24 protein-coding genes and 1 tRNA gene are annotated in these 17,888 nt (G+C 56.4%); 14 read left to right on the top strand and 11 right to left on the bottom strand.

Annotation, left to right across the window (positions count from 1 at the left end; genetic code table 11):
* The first annotated feature begins 1 nt into the window (after nucleotide 1).
* The 9 genes from AC07VI_RS05865 (at nucleotide 2) to AC07VI_RS05825 (ending at nucleotide 9,532) form a co-directional block, all read left to right on the top strand.
* Complete coding sequence (locus AC07VI_RS05865; RefSeq protein ID WP_086144642.1) at nucleotides 2-2,206, top strand: EAL domain-containing response regulator; 2,205 nt, start codon at nucleotides 2-4, stop codon at nucleotides 2,204-2,206.
* A gap of 2 nt (nucleotides 2,207-2,208) precedes the next feature.
* Entirely contained in the window at nucleotides 2,209-3,783 is a 1,575-nt protein-coding gene (locus AC07VI_RS05860) for an SEL1-like repeat protein (RefSeq protein ID WP_086144641.1), read from the top strand.
* Between the two features lie 690 nt (nucleotides 3,784-4,473).
* A complete protein-coding gene (rfbB, locus tag AC07VI_RS05855) occupies nucleotides 4,474-5,553 on the top strand; it encodes a dTDP-glucose 4,6-dehydratase (RefSeq protein WP_492996132.1) in 1,080 nt (359 codons plus the stop codon).
* A complete protein-coding gene (gene rfbA, locus AC07VI_RS05850) occupies nucleotides 5,553-6,452 on the top strand; it encodes a glucose-1-phosphate thymidylyltransferase RfbA (RefSeq protein ID WP_086144639.1) in 900 nt (299 codons plus the stop codon). Before rfbB ends, rfbA begins: the two co-directional genes overlap by 1 nt.
* Before the next feature lie 17 nt (nucleotides 6,453-6,469).
* Complete coding sequence (rfbC, locus tag AC07VI_RS05845) at nucleotides 6,470-7,015, top strand: dTDP-4-dehydrorhamnose 3,5-epimerase (RefSeq protein WP_086144638.1); 546 nt, start codon at nucleotides 6,470-6,472, stop codon at nucleotides 7,013-7,015.
* 41 nt (nucleotides 7,016-7,056) lie between these two features.
* Nucleotides 7,057-7,941 carry a dTDP-4-dehydrorhamnose reductase gene (rfbD, locus tag AC07VI_RS05840; protein ID WP_099374067.1) on the top strand — a complete coding sequence of 295 codons (885 nt, stop codon included), beginning with the start codon at nucleotides 7,057-7,059 and terminating at the stop codon, nucleotides 7,939-7,941.
* Between the two features lie 51 nt (nucleotides 7,942-7,992).
* The gene (locus AC07VI_RS05835) at nucleotides 7,993-8,313 is read left to right on the top strand and encodes a hypothetical protein (protein WP_492996129.1); all 321 of its coding nucleotides are present in this window, start codon (nucleotides 7,993-7,995) and stop codon (nucleotides 8,311-8,313) included.
* Nucleotides 8,304-8,377: transfer RNA gene (locus AC07VI_RS05830), tRNA-Gly, on the top strand. Before AC07VI_RS05835 ends, AC07VI_RS05830 begins: the two co-directional genes overlap by 10 nt.
* Before the next feature lie 384 nt (nucleotides 8,378-8,761).
* A complete protein-coding gene (locus AC07VI_RS05825) occupies nucleotides 8,762-9,532 on the top strand; it encodes an abortive infection system antitoxin AbiGi family protein (RefSeq protein ID WP_492996127.1) in 771 nt (256 codons plus the stop codon).
* 121 nt (nucleotides 9,533-9,653) lie between these two features.
* Here AC07VI_RS05825 and AC07VI_RS05820 read toward each other — a convergent pair whose 3' ends face one another.
* From AC07VI_RS05820 to AC07VI_RS05770, 11 genes are all read right to left on the bottom strand, one after another.
* Nucleotides 9,654-10,601: a tyrosine-type recombinase/integrase gene (locus AC07VI_RS05820; RefSeq protein WP_492996125.1), complete on the bottom strand. Its 948-nt coding sequence runs from the start codon at nucleotides 10,599-10,601 to the stop codon at nucleotides 9,654-9,656.
* 61 nt (nucleotides 10,602-10,662) lie between these two features.
* Nucleotides 10,663-10,908 carry a DUF4224 domain-containing protein gene (locus AC07VI_RS05815; protein WP_289903210.1) on the bottom strand — a complete coding sequence of 82 codons (246 nt, stop codon included), beginning with the start codon at nucleotides 10,906-10,908 and terminating at the stop codon, nucleotides 10,663-10,665.
* Between the two features lie 9 nt (nucleotides 10,909-10,917).
* Nucleotides 10,918-11,130: a hypothetical protein gene (locus AC07VI_RS05810; protein WP_492996123.1), complete on the bottom strand. Its 213-nt coding sequence runs from the start codon at nucleotides 11,128-11,130 to the stop codon at nucleotides 10,918-10,920.
* Nucleotides 11,124-11,276: a hypothetical protein gene (locus AC07VI_RS05805; RefSeq protein ID WP_162995787.1), complete on the bottom strand. Its 153-nt coding sequence runs from the start codon at nucleotides 11,274-11,276 to the stop codon at nucleotides 11,124-11,126. The genes AC07VI_RS05810 and AC07VI_RS05805 overlap by 7 nt, the downstream gene beginning before the upstream one ends.
* Nucleotides 11,273-13,111 (bottom strand): replication endonuclease, encoded by a 1,839-nt coding sequence (locus tag AC07VI_RS05800; protein WP_492996121.1) that lies wholly within the window; start codon nucleotides 13,109-13,111, stop codon nucleotides 11,273-11,275. The genes AC07VI_RS05805 and AC07VI_RS05800 overlap by 4 nt, the downstream gene beginning before the upstream one ends.
* Nucleotides 13,101-13,478: a hypothetical protein gene (locus tag AC07VI_RS05795; RefSeq protein WP_492996119.1), complete on the bottom strand. Its 378-nt coding sequence runs from the start codon at nucleotides 13,476-13,478 to the stop codon at nucleotides 13,101-13,103. Before AC07VI_RS05795 ends, AC07VI_RS05800 begins: the two co-directional genes overlap by 11 nt.
* Nucleotides 13,479-13,579: 101 nt before the next feature.
* Nucleotides 13,580-13,981 (bottom strand): hypothetical protein, encoded by a 402-nt coding sequence (locus AC07VI_RS05790; RefSeq protein ID WP_492996117.1) that lies wholly within the window; start codon nucleotides 13,979-13,981, stop codon nucleotides 13,580-13,582.
* A 122-nt stretch (nucleotides 13,982-14,103) separates the two neighbouring features.
* The gene (locus AC07VI_RS05785; protein ID WP_492996115.1) at nucleotides 14,104-14,364 is read right to left on the bottom strand and encodes an Ogr/Delta-like zinc finger protein; all 261 of its coding nucleotides are present in this window, start codon (nucleotides 14,362-14,364) and stop codon (nucleotides 14,104-14,106) included.
* Nucleotides 14,361-14,549 (bottom strand): hypothetical protein, encoded by a 189-nt coding sequence (locus tag AC07VI_RS05780; RefSeq protein ID WP_086138170.1) that lies wholly within the window; start codon nucleotides 14,547-14,549, stop codon nucleotides 14,361-14,363. The genes AC07VI_RS05785 and AC07VI_RS05780 overlap by 4 nt, the downstream gene beginning before the upstream one ends.
* A gap of 48 nt (nucleotides 14,550-14,597) precedes the next feature.
* A complete protein-coding gene (locus tag AC07VI_RS05775) occupies nucleotides 14,598-14,795 on the bottom strand; it encodes a hypothetical protein (protein ID WP_492996114.1) in 198 nt (65 codons plus the stop codon).
* A 10-nt stretch (nucleotides 14,796-14,805) separates the two neighbouring features.
* Nucleotides 14,806-15,009, bottom strand: coding sequence for a hypothetical protein (locus AC07VI_RS05770; protein ID WP_492996112.1), 204 nt, complete (start codon nucleotides 15,007-15,009; stop codon nucleotides 14,806-14,808).
* A gap of 81 nt (nucleotides 15,010-15,090) precedes the next feature.
* On the opposite strand from AC07VI_RS05770, the gene AC07VI_RS05765 reads away from it, so the two are divergent.
* The 5 genes from AC07VI_RS05765 (at nucleotide 15,091) to AC07VI_RS05745 (ending at nucleotide 17,795) form a co-directional block, all read left to right on the top strand.
* Complete coding sequence (locus AC07VI_RS05765) at nucleotides 15,091-15,540, top strand: helix-turn-helix domain-containing protein (protein ID WP_492996110.1); 450 nt, start codon at nucleotides 15,091-15,093, stop codon at nucleotides 15,538-15,540.
* Nucleotides 15,537-15,944 carry a hypothetical protein gene (locus AC07VI_RS05760; RefSeq protein ID WP_492996108.1) on the top strand — a complete coding sequence of 136 codons (408 nt, stop codon included), beginning with the start codon at nucleotides 15,537-15,539 and terminating at the stop codon, nucleotides 15,942-15,944. The genes AC07VI_RS05765 and AC07VI_RS05760 overlap by 4 nt, the downstream gene beginning before the upstream one ends.
* A gap of 40 nt (nucleotides 15,945-15,984) precedes the next feature.
* On the top strand, nucleotides 15,985-16,557 hold the full coding sequence (locus AC07VI_RS05755; protein ID WP_492996401.1) for a hypothetical protein: 573 nt from the start codon (nucleotides 15,985-15,987) through the stop codon (nucleotides 16,555-16,557).
* Nucleotides 16,494-16,865: a YdcA family protein gene (locus AC07VI_RS05750; RefSeq protein WP_492996106.1), complete on the top strand. Its 372-nt coding sequence runs from the start codon at nucleotides 16,494-16,496 to the stop codon at nucleotides 16,863-16,865. Before AC07VI_RS05755 ends, AC07VI_RS05750 begins: the two co-directional genes overlap by 64 nt.
* A 183-nt stretch (nucleotides 16,866-17,048) precedes the next feature.
* Nucleotides 17,049-17,795: a hypothetical protein gene (locus AC07VI_RS05745; RefSeq protein ID WP_492996104.1), complete on the top strand. Its 747-nt coding sequence runs from the start codon at nucleotides 17,049-17,051 to the stop codon at nucleotides 17,793-17,795.
* Nucleotides 17,796-17,888 lie beyond the last annotated feature (93 nt).

Genomic DNA, 17,888 nt, shown 5'->3' with positions numbered 1-17,888 from the left:
CATGAATTCCTCCGCCATTCCGTTCGACCTGGAAAATAGCCCACGCATCCTGCTGGTCGACGACGAGCCCCGGCTGCTCTCCTCCCTGCATGAATTGCTGAAGGACCGCGGCTATCAGCTGCATACGGCCACCTGCGGCAGCGAGGCGCTGGCGCAATTGTCGAAGTTGCGCTTCGACCTGATCCTGCTGGACCTGCGCCTGCCGGACATGAACGGCCATGAAATCATGGACCATATCAACCGGCGCGGCATCGAGGGCGACGTGATCGTCATGAGCGGCGATGTCGGCATCGAGGCGGCCATCGGCGCCCTGAAGCGCGGCGCCTACGATTATCTGCGCAAGCCGTACAGCCGCGAGGAGCTGCTCAAGACGGTGGAAAATGCGCTGCAAAAGCGCAAGCTGGCGTACGATAACGAGCGCATTGCGCTGCAACTGGAAAACTCGGAAAAGATGTACCGGTATCTGGTCGACAGTTCGCCAGACATCATCTATACCCTGAATCACGAAGGCCGCATTACCTTCATCAACGACCGCGTGCACCAGTTGCTGGGATTTAGCCGCGAGGAGCTGATCGGCAGCCATTATTCCATCCTTGTCCACGACGAAGACCAGGAGCGCGCACGCTATGCCTTCAACGAGCGTCGGCTCGACGAGCGCGCCTCGCGCAATGTGGAGCTGCGCCTGAAGTGCCACAGCGGCAGCGGCAGCGACCGCACCTTCAACAACACCCTGATGACGATCCCGCTCAACTCGATCGGCGTGCACAGCCTCGATCACGAGGCGAGGAAGCAGGAATACTTCGGTACCTATGGCGTGGCGCGCGATATCACCGACCGCAAGCGCGCGGAGGAAGTCATCTCCTATCAGGCCTACCACGATATCCTGACGGACTTGCCGAACCGTATGCTGTTCAAGGATCGCCTGGGTCTGGCGGTGATCCAGGCACGGCGCAAGCTGACGGAACTGGCCGTAATGTTCATCGACCTGGACCGTTTCAAGCTGGTCAACGACACCCTTGGCCACGTGAAGGGCGACGAGTTGCTGCAGCAGGTGGCGCTGCGCCTGAAGGATTGTCTGCGTCGCGGTGATACCCTGGCACGCCAGGGCGGCGATGAATTTACCATCGTTCTGCCGGAATTGCGCGACCGCCAGGACGCGCGTCTGATCGCCGACAAGTTCCTCGAATGCCTGCATCAGCCGTTCGACCTTGATGGCAACCAGGTGCACATCTCCGCGTCAATCGGCATCGCCATTTATCCGGGCGACGGCGAGACCATCGACGAGCTGCTGCGCCATGCCGACATCGCCATGTATCAGGTCAAGGCGCTGGGCAAGAATGGCCACAGTTTTTATCACGAGTCCATGCTCGATGTGTCGCACCAGAAAATCGCACTGGAACAGAGCTTGCGCAAGGCGCTGGAACTGAACCAGCTGGAGATGTACTACCAGCCGCAGGTCGACGTGACGACGGGCCGTATCGTCGGCGCGGAAGGATTGATGCGCTGGAACCATCCGCAGCGCGGTCTGCTGACGGCTGGAGAATTCCTGCCGTTTGCCGAGGAAAACGGCTTGATGCTGCCGATTTCGGACTGGATGCTGGGCGCGCTGTGCCGCGACCTGCTGCAGTGGGATGCGGCCGGTGGCGAAGCCGTGCGCCTGTCGCTGAATCTGTCGCCGCAGTACCTGGACCGGGGCGACTTTTTCGAGAAGATGCGCGGCGCGCTGACGCGCTACGGCATCGCGCCGGAAAAGATTGAAGTGGAGATCACGGAAAACATCTGCATCCGCAATCCGCAGTACGCGATCGAGCAGTTGAACAAGCTGTGCCAGCTGGGCGTTTCGGTCGCCATCGATGATTTCGGCACCGGCTATTCCTCGCTATCGTACCTGCACCGTTTCCCTATCCACACGATCAAGATCGACCAGTCGTTTGTGAAGGAAATCCACGACGAGCACGGACATTACCCCGTCATCCTGGCCATCATCTCGATTGCGCGCGGGCTGGGTCTGCACCTGATCGCGGAGGGGGTGGAGACGGAAGGCCAGGCGCGCTATCTGCAGGACAAGGGCTGTACCACCATGCAGGGCTATCTGTATCACCGGCCCATTTCGCTGGGCAGTTTTATCAACGTGCTGCAGGAACAGAACCGCCTGATTGCCGATCGCGCCCCCGGCGCCGCGCAGGCGCTGAGTGTCGAGGCTTGAGCATGCCGCTTGCCGACGCCCGCTACACGGCCGACTACCTGCGCCTGAAGGGCCTGGCCGAGAAAGGCAATGCGAATGCCCAGCATAGCCTGGGTTTCATGCATTTCAATGGCCAGGGAATCGAACAAAGCTATGCGCTGGCGCTGCACTGGTACGGCCTGGCTGCGGCGCAGGGACTCGAGCATGCACAATACAACCTGGGCGTGATGTGCCAGAAGGGCCAGGGCGTGGCGCAGGACTTCAAGCAGGCCGCACACTGGTACCAGCAGGCGGCCGAGCAGGGCTATGCGGCGGCGCAGTACAACCTGGGCTGGCTGTACGCCAAGGGCCAGGGCATCGCGCAGGACAGCGCCCAGGCCATGCTGTGGTTCAGCCGTGCCGCCGAGCAGGGCGATGCGGGCGCACAAAACAATCTGGGCATGATGTACGACAACGGCAAGGGCGTGCCACAGGATTTTGCGCAAGCCATCGCCTGGTACCGCAAGGCGGCTGAGCAAGGTTATGCGCGCGCGCAGTTCAACCTGGCACTGCGCTATGACAATGGCCAGGGCGTGCGCCAGGATCGCCAGCAGGCGAGCGCCTGGCTGCGCAAGGCGGCCGAGCAAGACTATGCACCGGCCCAGTTCAACCTGGCGCTGCGTTATGAAAACGGCGACGTGCTGCCACAGGACAGTCAGCTGGCCATCCATTGGTATCGCCGCGCGGCGCAGCAGGGTCACGCCAGCTCGCTGTTCAACCTGGGCCTGATCTATGACAATGGCCAGGGCGTGCCTTGCGATAAACAGGCGGCGCTGGAATGGTATGTCAAGGCGGCGGACCTGGGCCATGCGGCGGCCCAGCATAACCTGGGTCTGCATCATGAGCATGGCGCGCACGATTACGCGCAGGCGCAGGCGTTTTACCGCCAGGCAGCCGAACAGGGCTTCCCCGCCGCCCAGTACCAGCTGGGACTGTTGTCTGAACAAGGACAGGGTATGCCGGAGGACGCGCAGCAAGCCGTGTACTGGTACCGCAAGGCGGCCGAGCAGGGGCACGTGCGGGCGCAGTTCGACCTGGGCCTGCGTTATGAAAACGGCAGGGGCGTACCGCAGGATTTACTGCTGGCGCTGGAGTGGTACCGCCGTGCGGCCGAGCAGGATTACGCGCCGGCGCAATACATGCAGGGCGTATTGCATGACCGCGACGACGGTCCCGCGCCCGACAGCCAGCAGGCCTGCGCCTGCTATTGCCGCGCCGCCGCGCAGGGCCACAGCCTGGCGCAGTTCGCACTGGGACTGCGTCATGACAATGGCCAGGATGTGCCGCAAGACTACGCCGCCGCCTGGGATTGGTATGCGCTGGCCGCGCGCCAGGGGCATGCGCGGGCCCAGTTGAACCTGGGCCTGATGGCCGCCAGCGGCCAGGGCGGTCCGCTCGATTTGCAGCAGGCGTATATCTGGCTGTCGATGGCGGCAGCGGCCGGCGTGTCCGGTGCGGAAAAGTCCTTGCGCCAGACGGCGGCGCGCATGCGCGAGGCGGATCTGATCCAGGTGCGCCAGCGCCTGGAGGCGCTGGCCGATAATTCACTTTCTCATTAAAAATCGTGGCAGGCGCTGGCGCCTACGGTGCGTGGCTGGCCAGCCGACGCTGCAAAGGCATTTGTGTCCGCGCCCGTCAGGTCGGGGAAGTCGCGCTTGTCGCACAGCTTGCGTGCCCACGGCGAGAATCCCGGCGCGCGTCCCTTGGCCCACGCGCCAGCCTGCGCTGGCGTTGCTCGGCACATCGCCGTGCAGGCGCCAATAGCACGAGTTGTTGATGTCGCCAAAGCTTCCCGGTGCGCAGTGCCCGGCCGGCGTCGGCACTGCTCCACCGGCCATTGCACGCGGGCGTAGAAAATCCCTTGCGGGACACCGTTGACGCGGTTGCCCGCTATGCTGTGGCTGCCCTTGCCGTAGCCCGCAGGGGGAGCGTATTGCGCAGGCCATGGAGGGGCAGGGGCAAGGCAGTGGCCGCAATGCCGTCAGGTACGATGAGCGTGCCTATCTGGCTGCCTGGCATCTCAAGAAGTGGTCTGTATTTAGTGACATCGTTATTTTTACTGAAAACGGTTAAAGTCATCTTCAAGAAAGATGGTGCATATTCGTCACGAATGATAGTATCATAATAGTCACAAAAGATATTAAATACTTAATGTTATGTCGCAGTGGCACGTTCAGTCAGGTCGTCCATCGGCGAATGCACACTCGGGAATGCCTGTGAATTCGTTCAAGTGAACAAAGGAAAGCAATATGATTTTAGTGACTGGCGGCGCCGGCTTCATCGGTTCCAACTTTGTAAGAGACTGGCTGGCGCTCAACGATGAGCCCGTAATCAATTTTGACAAACTGACCTATGCTGGCAATCTCAGCAATCTGGCCAGTCTGGAACAAGACCCGCGCCATATCTTTGTGCGCGGTGATATTTGCGATACTGCCCATGTCTCGCGCTTGCTGGCAGAGCACCAGCCGCGCGCGATCGTGCATTTTGCCGCGGAAAGCCATGTCGATCGTTCGATTCATAGCCCTGGCGAATTCATTACCACCAACGTCAACGGTACCTTCAGCCTGCTCGAGGCCGCGCGCGCCTATTGGTCAGGTTTGGCAGGCGATGCCAGGGACGGCTTCCGCTTCCTGCACGTCTCTACCGACGAGGTATACGGCACACTGGGTCCGCATGACCCGCCGTTCACGGAAACGACGCCTTATGCGCCAAACAGCCCGTATTCGGCATCAAAGGCGGCCTCTGACCATCTGGTGCGCTCCTACTTCCATACCTATGGCTTGCCGGTGCTGACGACGAACTGTTCGAACAATTATGGCGCCTGCCATTTCCCGGAAAAACTGATTCCACTCGTTATTAGCAATGCCCGCGCTGGCAAGGCCCTGCCTATCTATGGCGATGGCATGCAGGTGCGCGACTGGCTGTACGTGGGCGACCATTGCTCGGCGATTCGCCGCGTGCTTGAGGCAGGACGATTGGGCGAGGTGTACAACGTGGGTGGCTGGAACGAGATGGCCAACCTGGAAGTCGTGCACACCTTGTGCGATATCCTCGACACGCTCGATCCGAAAGCCTCCGGCAGCTATCGCGAGCAAATCACATACGTGCAGGATCGCCCTGGCCACGACCGCCGCTATGCCATTGATGCACGCAAGATCGAACGCGAACTGGGCTGGAAGCCGGCCGAAACGTTCGCCACGGGCATACGCAAAACCGTCCAGTGGTATCTGGACAACCAGGCTTGGGTGCACGATGTTCAATCGGGCGACTACCTGAAGTGGGTAGAAAAAAATTACGCGGCACGCGATGCGGTCCAGGAGCAGCAATAATGGAAACAAGCAACGAACGCAAGGGCATCATCCTGGCTGGCGGTTCCGGCACGCGCCTGTATCCCGTCACCATGGCGGTATCGAAGCAGCTGCTGCCCGTGTATGACAAACCGATGATCTACTATCCGCTGACGACCCTGATGCTGGCCGGAATACGCGACATCCTCATCATTTCCACGCCGCAAGACACGCCGCGCTTCCAGGAATTGCTGGGTGACGGCAGCCAGTGGGGTATCAAGCTCAGCTACGCTGTGCAACCCACACCCGATGGCCTGGCACAAGCCTTCATCATCGGCCGTGAATTCGTCGGTGACGCACCGTCGGCGCTGATCTTGGGCGACAACATTTATTACGGCAATGACTTCGAAACGCAGTTGCGCCAAGCATCCGCGCGCACCAGCGGTTCTACCGTGTTCGCCTACCATGTCACCGATCCGGAACGCTATGGCGTGGTCGATTTCGATGAGCAGCGTCGCGCCATCAACATCGAGGAAAAGCCGCTCAAGCCAAAATCGAATTACGCCGTGACCGGCTTGTACTTCTACGACAGCCAGGTGTGCGACATCGCCGCCGCCATTGTCCCCTCGGCGCGTGGCGAACTGGAAATTACCGACGTCAACCGTGCCTACCTGGAACGCGGCCAGCTGAACGTCGAACTGATGGGCCGCGGCATGGCCTGGCTCGATACCGGCACGCATGAATCCCTGCTCGAGGCGGGTCAGTTCATCGCCACCATCGAAAATCGCCAGGGCTTAAAGGTTGCCTGTCCGGAGGAAATCGCCTACCGTCGCGGCTACATTGATGCGGCCAAGCTTGATGCGTTGGCGCAACCCCTGAAAAAGAACGCTTACGGGCAATACCTGCTGCGTCTGCTCGAAGAAAAAGTATACAAGGCCTGAGCGATTCATTTTATATTATGCAAATCCAAACTACCGCAATACCAGGCGTTCTGATGATCGAGCCTACCGTGTTCGGCGATGACCGTGGCTTTTTCTACGAAAGCTTCAACCAGAAGCGCTTTACCGAATTGACTGGCGTCACGCGCGACTTCGTGCAGGACAATCATTCCAAGTCCGCCAAGGGGGTCTTGCGCGGTTTGCATTATCAGATTCAGCAGCCGCAAGGCAAGTTAGTACGTGTGACCGCCGGCCAGGTCTTTGACGTCGCCGTCGACCTGCGCAAAAGCTCGCCGACGTTTGGTCAATGGGTGGGCGTGACCTTATCAGCGGCCAACAAACGCCAGCTATGGATACCGGAAGGCTTTGCGCACGGCTTCATGGTCACCAGCGACAGTGCCGAGTTTTTGTACAAGACGACCGACTACTGGGCACCAGAGTTCGAGCGCAGCCTCCTCTGGAACGACCCGGCCATCGGCATCGACTGGCCGCTCGATGGCGAGCCACTGCTGTCCGGCAAAGATAAAATCGCTACCTTGCTGGCCAATGCCGACGTTTTTTCCTGACCGCTCCCGATCAATTTTCCACACTGAAACAAGCCTATTTCATGAGCCGTATTTTAATCACAGGAAAAACCGGTCAGGTCGGTTATGAACTCGAACGCAGCCTGCAGGGCCTGGGAGAAATCTTTGCACTCGATCGCAGCCAGATGGACCTGGCCGACCTGGACCAGGTACGCGACGTCATCCGCCGCATCAAGCCGACCCTGATCGTCAACCCCGCCGCCTATACTGCGGTGGACAAGGCGGAGAGCGAGCCAGACCTGGCACTGCGTATCAATGGCGAGGCGCCGAGTGTCATGGCCGAGGAAGCAAAGAGACTAGGCGCAGCAATGATTCATTACAGCACCGATTATGTCTTTGATGGATCGAAAAACGGTCCCTACGTCGAAGCCGATCCGACCTGCCCTGTAAATGTGTATGGCAGCAGCAAGCTGGCCGGCGAACAGGCAATCGAGGCAGCCGGCATTCCGCACCTGATCCTGCGTACCAGCTGGGTCTACAGCACGCATGGGAAGAACTTTCTGCTGACCATGCTCCGCCTGGCGCAGGAGCGCGAAGAGCTGAGTATCGTTTCCGACCAGTTCGGTGCGCCGACCTGGAGCCGAACCATCGCCGACACCACCGCGCATATCGTGGCGCAAAGCGTGGCTGCCGCAGATCGTCAAGCGTGGTGGAACAACTATTCTGGGTTGTATCACCTGACGGCACAAGGACAAACCAGCTGGTTTGGCTTCACCGAAGCGATCATGGCACATGCCTCGATTGCTAAGAAGCCGCGTCTCAAACCGATACTGGCGCAAGCCTATCCGCTTCCAGCACGGCGACCTGCCAATTCGGTGCTGTCCTCGGAACGGTTGAAGAAGACCTTCTGCGGACTGCCGCAATGGCAGGATGCGTTGACGCTATGCCAAGACCAAGGGTGTAAATAACTTTGTGAAAACGGTCATGTGGCAGGACACTGCCGCCCTCAAGGAGAAACCATGACCGTTGCAAAAGCCGGACAAGCGGGCCAGCTACGATCCCTGGCTGCTCAAGCCAAGCCAAGCCAAGCCAAGCCAAGCCAAGCCAAGCCAAGCCAAGCCAAGCCAAGCCAAGCCAAGCCAAGCCAAGCCAAGCCAAGCCAAGCCAAGCCAAGATTGCTGGCCCACTACCGTAAGCCCGAAGACCTGATCGGTGAAAATGGCATCTATATTTGCCATATAGTCCAGATTCCTGCTGGGTACGCCGCCGCACCGGGCGCCATTCTACAAATTTGCCAAGTCCTCGCCATCCCGCGTAAAATGCAGGCTTCGCGGGTGTAGCTCAATGGTAGAGCAGAAGCTTCCCAAGCTTACGACGAGGGTTCGATTCCCTTCACCCGCTCCAGTCAAAAATGGCGGAAAACCTGTTTTCGCCGCTCCACAAAGCCAAACCGCTCCACAAAATTCGATTCAACGCACTATGTTGCTTCGACTTAACATCTACCTCTTGAATTATCGTGAATAGAGTAGCCACATATCAAGCTAAGGTGTTCGCTTAGTGTGATAATGTGTGGTTATTTCCTTCTGGAAATTTTCTATCGTTAATGGCGGTTATTAGTCGAGGAGAACCATATTTTTCCGCACCTTAATTCTGAGAAATTAATGGCTAATAGTAAAAAGAGAATAAAATGCTATTTGCTCTTTAGCACGATAAAACGAAGTGTCGGTAAATCAGTGTTTTGTTTAGATTGTCATTTTTAATTAAAATATAAAATATTGCGAAGATATTATGCGAAGTCCATATCCGGAAATTCTTTTTCATTTCACTAATTTTGCTGGATTGAAAGCCATTATTGGTAATCAGGGCTTTCGTCCTTCATATTCTAATGAAGTTATAAATAATTCGGGGGTTGATCGAGATTTTGCTGTTCCGATGGTGTCATTTTGTGATTTGAGGTTATCTGAATTACCTACTCATATGGAAAAATACGGAAAATTTGGAATTGGAATGGCAAAAGAATGGGCGTTGAAAGAAGGGTTGAATCCCGTTGCGTATGTGAACAAAAATAGTGAATTTACGAATAATCTTATGGAAGGACTGCAAGGGGTTTACAATCTCCTTACTTCGGGTGATGGAATACCTAAATATGCCGATGCCAACAGGCTCAATAAAGATTATATGAATATTATGAATGTTCAACGGTACATAAAGAATTATGAAGGTATTTTGAAGCGAAAAAATAAAGAGGCTAAACATTACAGATTTGCTGATGAAAGAGAGTGGCGTTACGTATTGCCATTAGGGACAACTGCCGTTGTGCCCTTTGTTCCTAGTAGTGAAATGGGAAATGAGGCAAAAAAGAAAATGTTTAATGATTTACTTGAGCCGTATAGGCTTTCATATAATGAAAAGGATGTGCAATATATAATTGTGGATGCTGAAGTAAATGTTAAGTCAATGAGGATTTTTATTGAGAATTTGGAAGATATTAGTGCGGAAGCTAAAGAGCATTTTCTTTCAAGAATATTGACTGCGGAGCAAATTGAATCAGACATGTAGATGATGACGATACTTTTTTGATTTGAAAAGGCGCTTCAAAAAGCATAGTCTTTTCGAAACGCACTACAAATGGTAGCGAAAGCCATGGCGCCGCTACCGTGTAAAAATTGCCCTCGTGAGTTTATTTCGTCGGCGCCACTATCTTGCCTCGTCGTAAATAATGGCGCTGTGTAGTTCTGACGCTGTCATGCCCTAAAAGATCGCTTGCCGCCTGGTCGCCGCGGTCATCCGATGTATCATCTGCAGCCTTTGCGCGCAGGTCGTAGAACCAAAATGCCATGATGTTCTGCGCCAACTCGGGCGTATGTTCTGCCGCTTGCTTCTTTGCCGCGTCGAATTGGGTGCGCAGTGCCGGCGCCGTTAGGCGTTTGCCATGCATATTAGTCAGCAGGGCACCTGTCACAACCTTGTGCGTAGCCTTGCGTGCCCGGATGCGTTCCATCAACTTGGCCAGCTCGCCTGTAATCGTGATGCGCAGCGGCTGCTTTGTCTTTTGCTGTGTGACGAGCAGGTATCCATCGACGATGTCATGCTCTGTCATGCGCAACGCATCGGCAGGGCGCTGGCCGGTCAGGTATGCCAAGTCCATCGCATCGAGTAGTGGGGCACTGGCGTGCTTGCGGACCGCTGCAAATACCTCGTCGGTGATGTAAACGGTGCGCTTTGCCAAAGAATGGCCCTGGATGCCCTCGCATGGGTTTGGCAGGTCTGTATAGCCCCAGCCTCGTGCATGGTTCCACATGGTGGAGAATACGCGTTTGCAACGGTTCGCTGTGGTCGGCTTGTCCGCATGGTCATCAAGAAACTGCCGAATGTGCATCGGCTTGATCTGATCCAGTGGCGCTTCGTGAAAGGCGGCCAGCAGATGCTTAATGTCTGATCGATACATGCGGGCTGAGCTGACGGCCAGCTTAGGCACGGCCTCAACTAAGTAGCGTTTTTGCACATCGGAAAACGTCGCGCCAGCGGTTGGTTCTACCACGATGTTCAGCTCGGCATACTTCCGAAGTGCCAGGATGAAGTCTGGCCCAAGTGGAATTTCCTTACGCGGCTTGTCCTTGGTGTACATGTAGTAGTACACCTTGCCGCTGCGCTGGGTGCGCGGGTGCATGCACGGCGGCATGTTCAAATTACGTGTGTTTCGTCGGCCCATTTTTATTGATCCTTGGCATTACCCATGTTTTTTCCCGTGGCGCTTCCTTGCGCCCCTCAACTGCGGCGACCGCGACAACTGGTCGCCCGATGGCATTTACCCAAAAGGGCAGGCCCATCTTCCGCAGTGCCTCAATTTGCTTCGTTTTCATCTTCCTTCCGGTCAGGGCGCAAATATCGTCCATCGACAGGAAGGTGGCATTCGTCGCGATGTGGTCTGCCATACCGTGTCCCTAACCCAGTGCGGGCATGATTGCCGTCAGCGGCACCGCGCGGAACATGCCCGCCCACTGGTGGTCCAGCTCGACCCACGCATGCAGCTCGCCATTGCCCACGTCGCGGCGCAGGTCGTTGACGGTGCCGGCCTGGTAGCCTTCGTCGGTATTGAATGTCACGCGGTCGCCCAGGGCGATTTGCCGCGGCGAATTGGTCGAAGTGTTCAGCATTGCGGTGCTCCTTTCAGTTTGGCGGTAACGCCGCACACGCCGAAGTGGTCGAGGGCGGCCTGGATCGCGTCGCCGCTGGAAGCGGCAATCGCGGCGTATTCAAAGCGTTCGGTTTGCGTGCGAACGATCACGGCATAGGTGCTCATGAGCCATTTCTTTCATGTGGTGGGTTGTCGGGGACGATCAGCCGGGGATAGGGGCAGGCGTTGACGGCCGCCCAGGCTGCAATCAGCGCTTTTTTTGCCTCGTCGGGCAGATCGGGCACGGGCGCCGCTGGCGGCGTTGCCGGGGCTGGGCGGTCGGGGTGCGTACAGTTATTTACACGAGTCCGAGGAACAGCAACCCCAACAGCCACCCCGCGCCCGCCTGTGGCCTGTACCGGCGTCCACGTATGGCGCACGGACTTGAAGACCACCCCAATCAGGTCGCTGCAGCGCACGCCGTAGGGCGTGATGCGCTGGGTTTCGCCGTAGCGGCCTATGACGGTCTTTTCGTCCTTGGCCAGGGTGACGACCAGTTCCTTGCGCGGCACCAGGGCGCCGCCTTGGGCGCGCAGGTATTCGGCCCAGCAGGCGCGCTTTTCGCCGTCGATTTTTTGCACAGCGTCCCAGGCGCGGCGCATGGCGGCCGGGGCTTCGTTGAGCATGCTCTCCTCGATGCGGCGCAGTTCGCGCCACACGGTGACGGGCGCGCCGCCCCATTGCTGGAATTGGCGGATGCCCCAGCACGCGGCCCAGGACTCGACGCGCGCTGATGGCGTCAGCTCGACATCGCCTTCGGTGTCGGCCGTGACGACATAGCCTTCTTTCGTCTTGTGCTCGGCCACGCCGTCGATGTTCTTGGCCACGTACTTGGCGATGTAGCCGGCGGCGCTACCCTTGGCCCAGTCGATGCGTTTCACGTCCAGGCGGCGCGCGAAGGCGCCCGGCTCTCCACGGTCCACGCGCCAGGCGTAGCGCTTCATGATGCGGATGGCGCGGCCGGCCACGTCCTGCAGGTGGGCCGTCTTGTATTTCGCGGTGGGGCGCACGAACAGCAGCAGATGCCAGTGCGGACAGCCATCGTGGTGCGGCTCTGCGATGCGAAAGCCGTACAGGCCGATGCCCCGGCGTGCCAGCGCGGAACGGCACAGCGACGTCATCTTGCCCAGGTAGGCGTTGGCTTCGCGCGGCGTAGAGCCGTCGAACTTGTCGTTTGGTTTGCCACTGTGCTGCATGGCGTGAAAGCGTGATGGACACGTCCAGGTGATGAAAATGCCCTGGTCGCCGCACTCGCGGGCGATCTGCTCGAAGCCGTTGATGCGCAACATCAGCTCGCCGCGCCGGATGGCCTTGTTGGCAGTCGTCTTCTCGGCCAGCTCGGCGATGCTGAATTGCTGGCCGTTCTCGTTCTGCACCAGCGTGGCGGCCAGCGCTGCCGCGTTGCGCCGGTTCTGCGCCAGGCGCGACAGCACGGCGTCATTGCTGGCGTAGGGTTCGCCGCGATAGTTCACATAGCCCAGGCGGATATTGCCGGCTTCAAAGGCGCGCTTGACGCGCTTGCGCAACTGGCGGCGCCACCAGCGTGCATCCACCAGGCGGGCGATGGTGTCGGTCATCGTGTCGAACTCGGGCAGCTCAATGCCATACGAGGCGCATTCGTCTTCCATGATCTGCAGGGCGTGCGTTTCAGATATGGCCATCCATAACATTCTGGTGACGCCAGAGGCAGCGCGCTCGGCGGTGGCCACGATGTCGGCGTCGCTTTGCGAGAGGTCGACGCCAGCCGGCACGTACTGTTCGGCGAACTCGCGCACAAAGCTGGTGGCGACGGATTCATAGACTTTGTACCAGGACGACCAGGCCATCTTGGCCATGGCGGCCGTGATGACGCGGTTGCGCCATTTGTACGGGATGCGGGCCAGCTCGGGCGCAAACTGCGCGGAGCGCAAGAAGGCTTCGTGACGTTGCGGGGCAGGCAGCAGGATTTGTTTAGATTGCATTCAACAGTCTTTCGTACACACGGATAGCGGCAGAGGTGGCGGCGCGCAGCTCGATGCGCTCTTCCTCGGTAAATGAATGGATGGGCGACTCCCAGCGGTCGGCGTCCAGGCCGGCGGCGATCAGCACGGAACGGCGCGCACCGCGTGGCGACAATCCCCAGGCCTGGGCGATAAAGCGCGCCTCGCTTGCACGCCGCTGCTCGATGGCGCGCAAGCTGGCCCGTTCGGCCAGGCTGGCTTTCGCCGCCGCGATGGCGGCCAGCGCCTCCGGCGCCCCTGGGGGCGTCGGCACGTCCCTGTCGCGGGCGGCGAGGATGGCCGCCGCTGGCAGAAACGACAGGTGATTGTCGATAAGGGACGCCGGCATCGCTCAGTCCTTGATGGCGCCGATGGCCTGCAGCACGGCAGGGGTGATGACGATCAGGAGCGACAGCAGCCAGATGCCGCAGGTCTTGGCCAAGCGCTGCATCAGCGTGCCCCTTCCTTCGTCAAATACTTGGCCCAGTACGTCAGCGTGCGCGACGCGCTGGTGCATTGCACGACGCCCGATTCGCTGGCGAACAGGTAGTGCAGCTCGATGGGCAGGCCATCGACCAGGCCGCGCTGGCTATCTGGCAGGAAGAAGCCGCCAAGCTGCAGCGCATGCAGGTCGCTGATGATGAAGGTGATATTGGCCGCGCCATAGGCGTGGTAGGTTTTGGCAAGCTCGCGGATATAGGCGGACAGGTCGGCGACGCTGGCGCCAGCGCTGGCATGCAGCAGGAAGCAGGTCGGCGCCACCGGCACGACGCATTTTTGCAGGGCCGGACGGGCGGTGTCTGGCACCGGGGAGTTGTCGGCATGACTGGTGGCGTGCAGCGTGTTTTCCATCGGTTTCCTTATTTTTGGTTGAACGAATCCCGCACGCTCAAAAGGGAGCGCTGCAGGGCACAGCAAAAGAGGGGATTTACAGCGGCCGGGCTACGGCGGCGCGAGGATCGGGATAGTCATCATCAGCCCGCCGTCAGGTCCAGGGCCAGCTGGCTGGTGGCTGCCGCGCGCGCATGCTGGGACATCGGGATGCGAATATCCGGCTTGGGCATGGCGGACAGTGAGAGGGTGCGCAGCACTTCCAGGCCTGCCACGAAGGAGTGCCCGCAGTCCGGGTTCTGGCACATGTAGGTGATTTCCTTGAACATGGCGGACATCGTGCGGCTTTTGACGGCGCGGACGGTGTTTTCGCAATGCGGGCAGGGCAGGCCGATGACTCTCATTTCAGCTTTCTTTCCACTTGGTACAGGGCGCGACCGCGACCCGTCATGTTTTTCGACTGCTTGCGTAAGCGCGACTTGACGAGCCATTCAGCCGCCTGCTCGATACTTGCCAGCCCTTGCCGTTGACGAACGACTTCCAGCGCTGCAAGTTCTTCGTCGTTGATATGAATTTCGTGATCGGGCATGTTCGGCAGCTTTTCAGTTACTCAAAAGTTACTATTCAGGGACTCGGTTTAAGCACTGCGACGCTGTACGCTGTCAATGTCGTCTGCAGCAATGGCCGCAAGAGCTTCACGCATGACGATCTGGCGTACCAGAACGGCTAATTCTTCACCCTGATAATTGGCGATCGAGGAAACGAGCTGGTGCTCATAGTCGTCCAGGCGCAGCATGACTTTATGGCTGCGGATACGTTTTGCATCGGGGTACATGACGTTGTCCTTAGTGGGTGGATTGGAAAGCGATTTCACGCTTGTAGTCAGCCAGGCCGCGCAAGATCAGGAAGCGCAAGAACCATGCACGGGATCGTTGTTGCGCGGCGGCAAAGGCTTCAACTTCCAGCACTTCATCAGGTGCCAAGCGGACGCCCAGAGGTTGCGAAGTGACGCCCTTGGTAGTGCGCCCGGTTTTGGATACGTTTTTCATAATGTTATGATGTGTAATCGCTACAGGATGGCGTAACTATAGTGTACGAACGTGCACTTGTCAACGAGATTTAGTGAAAATATGAGCACCATTGGGGAAGCACTAAAAGCCGAGCGTTTGCGCTTAGGCATGAATCAAGATGATTTCGGCGCGGCAGGCGGCGTAAAAAAACGTACTCAAATATCGTATGAACAGGACGAGCGTTCGCCCGATGCAGTCTATTTGCGCGCAATCTCTGCGATTGGCGCTGATGTTCAATTTATTCTTACCGGAGATCAGGCAACAGCGGCGCTCACTCAGGATGAAAAGGAATTGCTGACTGGTTATCGTGGCTTGGATATTCGGGGTAAGGCCGGGGTACTAGGAATGATTGACGGCATGAGCACATCCCCTGCGGTCAAAGCGGCGCCATCGAAGCCTGAGACAGGTGCCAGTGCCACTACGGTTGTTTTCCATGGCAAAGTGAGCCAGCAAGTAACCGGCGATGTGACTGGAAAACAGACGTTCAATATGGGTGGTAAGAAGAAGTGAAAAACATATTGATGGCGGTATTATTGACAGTATCTTTTATTACGTCGGCTCATGCTGACGAGTCAACAAAAGATCCCCAAAAAATTAGTTTTTTCCTGGCGAAGATTCCTGTAACGGATAAAACTCTGAATTACAAAAATATCGGTGAACGCCTGCCGAATTTGGGCATGACTGTGCAATATGTTAAGTTTGGAAAGGTTGCAAAAGGAGAAGATGAACCTCCGTATTTTCTTACCGGCGACGAGGTGATTGATATTTTCTTGAGCGAACCTAATCAAATTGTGAAAGCTATTTGTCCTATCAGTGGTGGTCGGGCCTCGTATGTCATTCGCGGGAAAAAGATTATCCCGCAGACTCGGACCGCTTACTGGTTAATGACGAATCGATGTGATTTTAAAGGCTAGATTTATAGTGCAAGCTAGTAGTTTTGGAGACACTGAAAAAATGTCTTCCAAGGAAGTCATAGATTTTTATGGGAATGTTACGCAAGTTGTCGTCGGCAATGTCATTGAGGTGTCGCGTCAATTTAATGTGGTTAATCTCACGATAGATGGGGGGGGCACTGAATTCCAGGCGCTGACGAAGTTGCAGCAGCAGGATGCAAGCTCCAAAGTCAAGACATCAATTGAGTCGGTAGGCACACCGTCACAAGGTGTCTACCATGTATCGCTCAGTAATTTTGGCGCGGACAGTAACAGAGTGCGCTCATGCAGCACGTATATGGCGGCGATGCCTTGCGCCTCCTGTATTCAACACGCACCAGGCATTAAGCCGATGAGGCTTACAGCCGTCGCGCAATGGACATTGCTGGTGGGCTTGGCCTTGCTTTGCTGCTGGCTGTTGTTACCTTCCGCTGTCGATGCTGCGCCGAAGCCTGACGTTAATACACGCTGCTTCGTCGATGGCAAGGCTTATTCGATGGGCAGTTTCATCAGAATGCCAAATGGAACTATATGCGAGTGTATGAACAACGGTCCCAACGGTGTGCCCCGATGGTCAACAGGAAAGAGGGAATGAGATTTCCGCTTATCAAAAATCTTCTTTTTACCGCATGCCTGCTGACATGCTTCCCGCTGTTGGCTGGCAATACGCCGTGCTCTGGCAGCAAGGGGGGCATTTCAAATTGCGATGGCGCGACATTTGTCTGCAATGATGGCTCAATTAGCTCTTCGAAAAAAATTTGCTCCACCATTAGCAAACCAGCTAAGGCGCCTGTGGCCGATGCTACAGGCTGCACATGCCGCAGCGGCAGTTATTGTACCGGGCCGCGTGGCGGGGAATACTGCTTGAGCGACAGCGGTGCCAAGAGTTACCGGCGTCGCTGATACTCATTCACCCGCCTTTAGAATCTTCTCTTGCGCCGTTGCCTTGTACGATTCTTTTGTCCTCAGGCGAGCTAGCTGCAACACAGCCGCGCCCTTCCGTCCACTGTATATCAATGTTTTCTAGGTATATATTGGAAAGTGATCCTATGCAACGTCTAGTGTGACATAAACAATGGTGAAATTATGACAGTGAACGACCGAAAAACTCCGTACGCTTTAGCATTTATTTTTTGGTTGTTAATAATTATTTTGACTATGATAACGTCAAATAATGTTGTGGCGGCAATTGCAATCTGCTTAACTGGAATGTTGCCATTTATTTTTATAGCTCTATGGATTTCTTTATCCGATATTGGTGTTAGTATTCGCCATAATTTTAAGAAATGGCATTACGCGTTAATGTTTGCTTGGATTTTATTTGCCTACACAATTTATGCTAGAAAGTGGGCTGCATCCCTTATTAACGAAATATTTCATGTGGATGCTACTTCTCTTGGTATCACATATACCTTGTTGGCCGCTTTGTATGCGCCTATTGGAATTTTTTACCACGAATGGGTTGTGGAAAAAATGTGGAATGCATTAATCATTTCATCGATGGTCTTGGGCATAGTTTTTCCATTAATGGTAGTGCTGTCGATTAAATTTACTAAAGTTATTAAGGTTATCGGAGGTGGTTTTGCGGCACTTTTGGTATGTTCGATCTTTCTTGGTGTCGTGGCAAATTTATCATCAAATAAGAAAAAATTGATTAGAGAGTTTGCCGTGTGGGCTGATTTCAATTCTAGTCATTTATGCAAAAATAGCTGGGCAAAAGACGTTCAGGGTGTGGTTTTCTTAGGCGGGGACAGAGTTCTGACGTACATGCCTAAAAATCCACCAGGTAGTAGATTTGTGCCGCAAACTTGCGATTATGCAATGAGCCTCTGAGAGCCAGCGCGCAAAGGCCCGTATGGATCATAACTGCCGTTCATCTGTCGTGATGTATCTGCTTGTTTTTGAATTGCCATTCGTCATTCCTTG

The organism is Janthinobacterium sp. GW821-FHT03A03 (genome assembly GCF_059421435.1).
The sequence above is the reverse complement of the archived record's forward strand: the minus strand, read 5'-3'. Positions and strand labels throughout refer to the sequence as shown.

Excerpts from the sequence above, each read along its gene's own strand:
- AC07VI_RS05865 (WP_086144642.1), top strand. The coding sequence starts at position 2 with ATGAATTCCTCCGCCATTCCGTTCGACCTGGAAAATAGCCCACGCATC.
- AC07VI_RS05860 (WP_086144641.1), top strand. The coding sequence starts at position 2,209 with ATGCCGCTTGCCGACGCCCGCTACACGGCCGACTACCTGCGCCTGAAG.
- rfbB (WP_492996132.1), top strand. The coding sequence starts at position 4,474 with ATGATTTTAGTGACTGGCGGCGCCGGCTTCATCGGTTCCAACTTTGTA.
- rfbA (WP_086144639.1), top strand. The coding sequence starts at position 5,553 with ATGGAAACAAGCAACGAACGCAAGGGCATCATCCTGGCTGGCGGTTCC.
- rfbC (WP_086144638.1), top strand. The coding sequence starts at position 6,470 with ATGCAAATCCAAACTACCGCAATACCAGGCGTTCTGATGATCGAGCCT.
- rfbD (WP_099374067.1), top strand. The coding sequence starts at position 7,057 with ATGAGCCGTATTTTAATCACAGGAAAAACCGGTCAGGTCGGTTATGAA.
- AC07VI_RS05835 (WP_492996129.1), top strand. The coding sequence starts at position 7,993 with ATGACCGTTGCAAAAGCCGGACAAGCGGGCCAGCTACGATCCCTGGCT.
- AC07VI_RS05825 (WP_492996127.1), top strand. The coding sequence starts at position 8,762 with ATGCGAAGTCCATATCCGGAAATTCTTTTTCATTTCACTAATTTTGCT.
- AC07VI_RS05820 (WP_492996125.1), bottom strand. The coding sequence starts at position 10,601 with ATGTACACCAAGGACAAGCCGCGTAAGGAAATTCCACTTGGGCCAGAC.
- AC07VI_RS05815 (WP_289903210.1), bottom strand. The coding sequence starts at position 10,908 with ATGGCAGACCACATCGCGACGAATGCCACCTTCCTGTCGATGGACGAT.
- AC07VI_RS05810 (WP_492996123.1), bottom strand. The coding sequence starts at position 11,130 with ATGCTGAACACTTCGACCAATTCGCCGCGGCAAATCGCCCTGGGCGAC.
- AC07VI_RS05805 (WP_162995787.1), bottom strand. The coding sequence starts at position 11,276 with ATGAGCACCTATGCCGTGATCGTTCGCACGCAAACCGAACGCTTTGAA.
- AC07VI_RS05800 (WP_492996121.1), bottom strand. The coding sequence starts at position 13,111 with ATGCAATCTAAACAAATCCTGCTGCCTGCCCCGCAACGTCACGAAGCC.
- AC07VI_RS05795 (WP_492996119.1), bottom strand. The coding sequence starts at position 13,478 with ATGCCGGCGTCCCTTATCGACAATCACCTGTCGTTTCTGCCAGCGGCG.
- AC07VI_RS05790 (WP_492996117.1), bottom strand. The coding sequence starts at position 13,981 with ATGGAAAACACGCTGCACGCCACCAGTCATGCCGACAACTCCCCGGTG.
- AC07VI_RS05785 (WP_492996115.1), bottom strand. The coding sequence starts at position 14,364 with ATGAGAGTCATCGGCCTGCCCTGCCCGCATTGCGAAAACACCGTCCGC.
- AC07VI_RS05780 (WP_086138170.1), bottom strand. The coding sequence starts at position 14,549 with ATGCCCGATCACGAAATTCATATCAACGACGAAGAACTTGCAGCGCTG.
- AC07VI_RS05775 (WP_492996114.1), bottom strand. The coding sequence starts at position 14,795 with ATGTACCCCGATGCAAAACGTATCCGCAGCCATAAAGTCATGCTGCGC.
- AC07VI_RS05770 (WP_492996112.1), bottom strand. The coding sequence starts at position 15,009 with ATGAAAAACGTATCCAAAACCGGGCGCACTACCAAGGGCGTCACTTCG.
- AC07VI_RS05765 (WP_492996110.1), top strand. The coding sequence starts at position 15,091 with ATGAGCACCATTGGGGAAGCACTAAAAGCCGAGCGTTTGCGCTTAGGC.
- AC07VI_RS05755 (WP_492996401.1), top strand. The coding sequence starts at position 15,985 with ATGTCTTCCAAGGAAGTCATAGATTTTTATGGGAATGTTACGCAAGTT.
- AC07VI_RS05750 (WP_492996106.1), top strand. The coding sequence starts at position 16,494 with ATGCGAGTGTATGAACAACGGTCCCAACGGTGTGCCCCGATGGTCAAC.
- AC07VI_RS05745 (WP_492996104.1), top strand. The coding sequence starts at position 17,049 with ATGACAGTGAACGACCGAAAAACTCCGTACGCTTTAGCATTTATTTTT.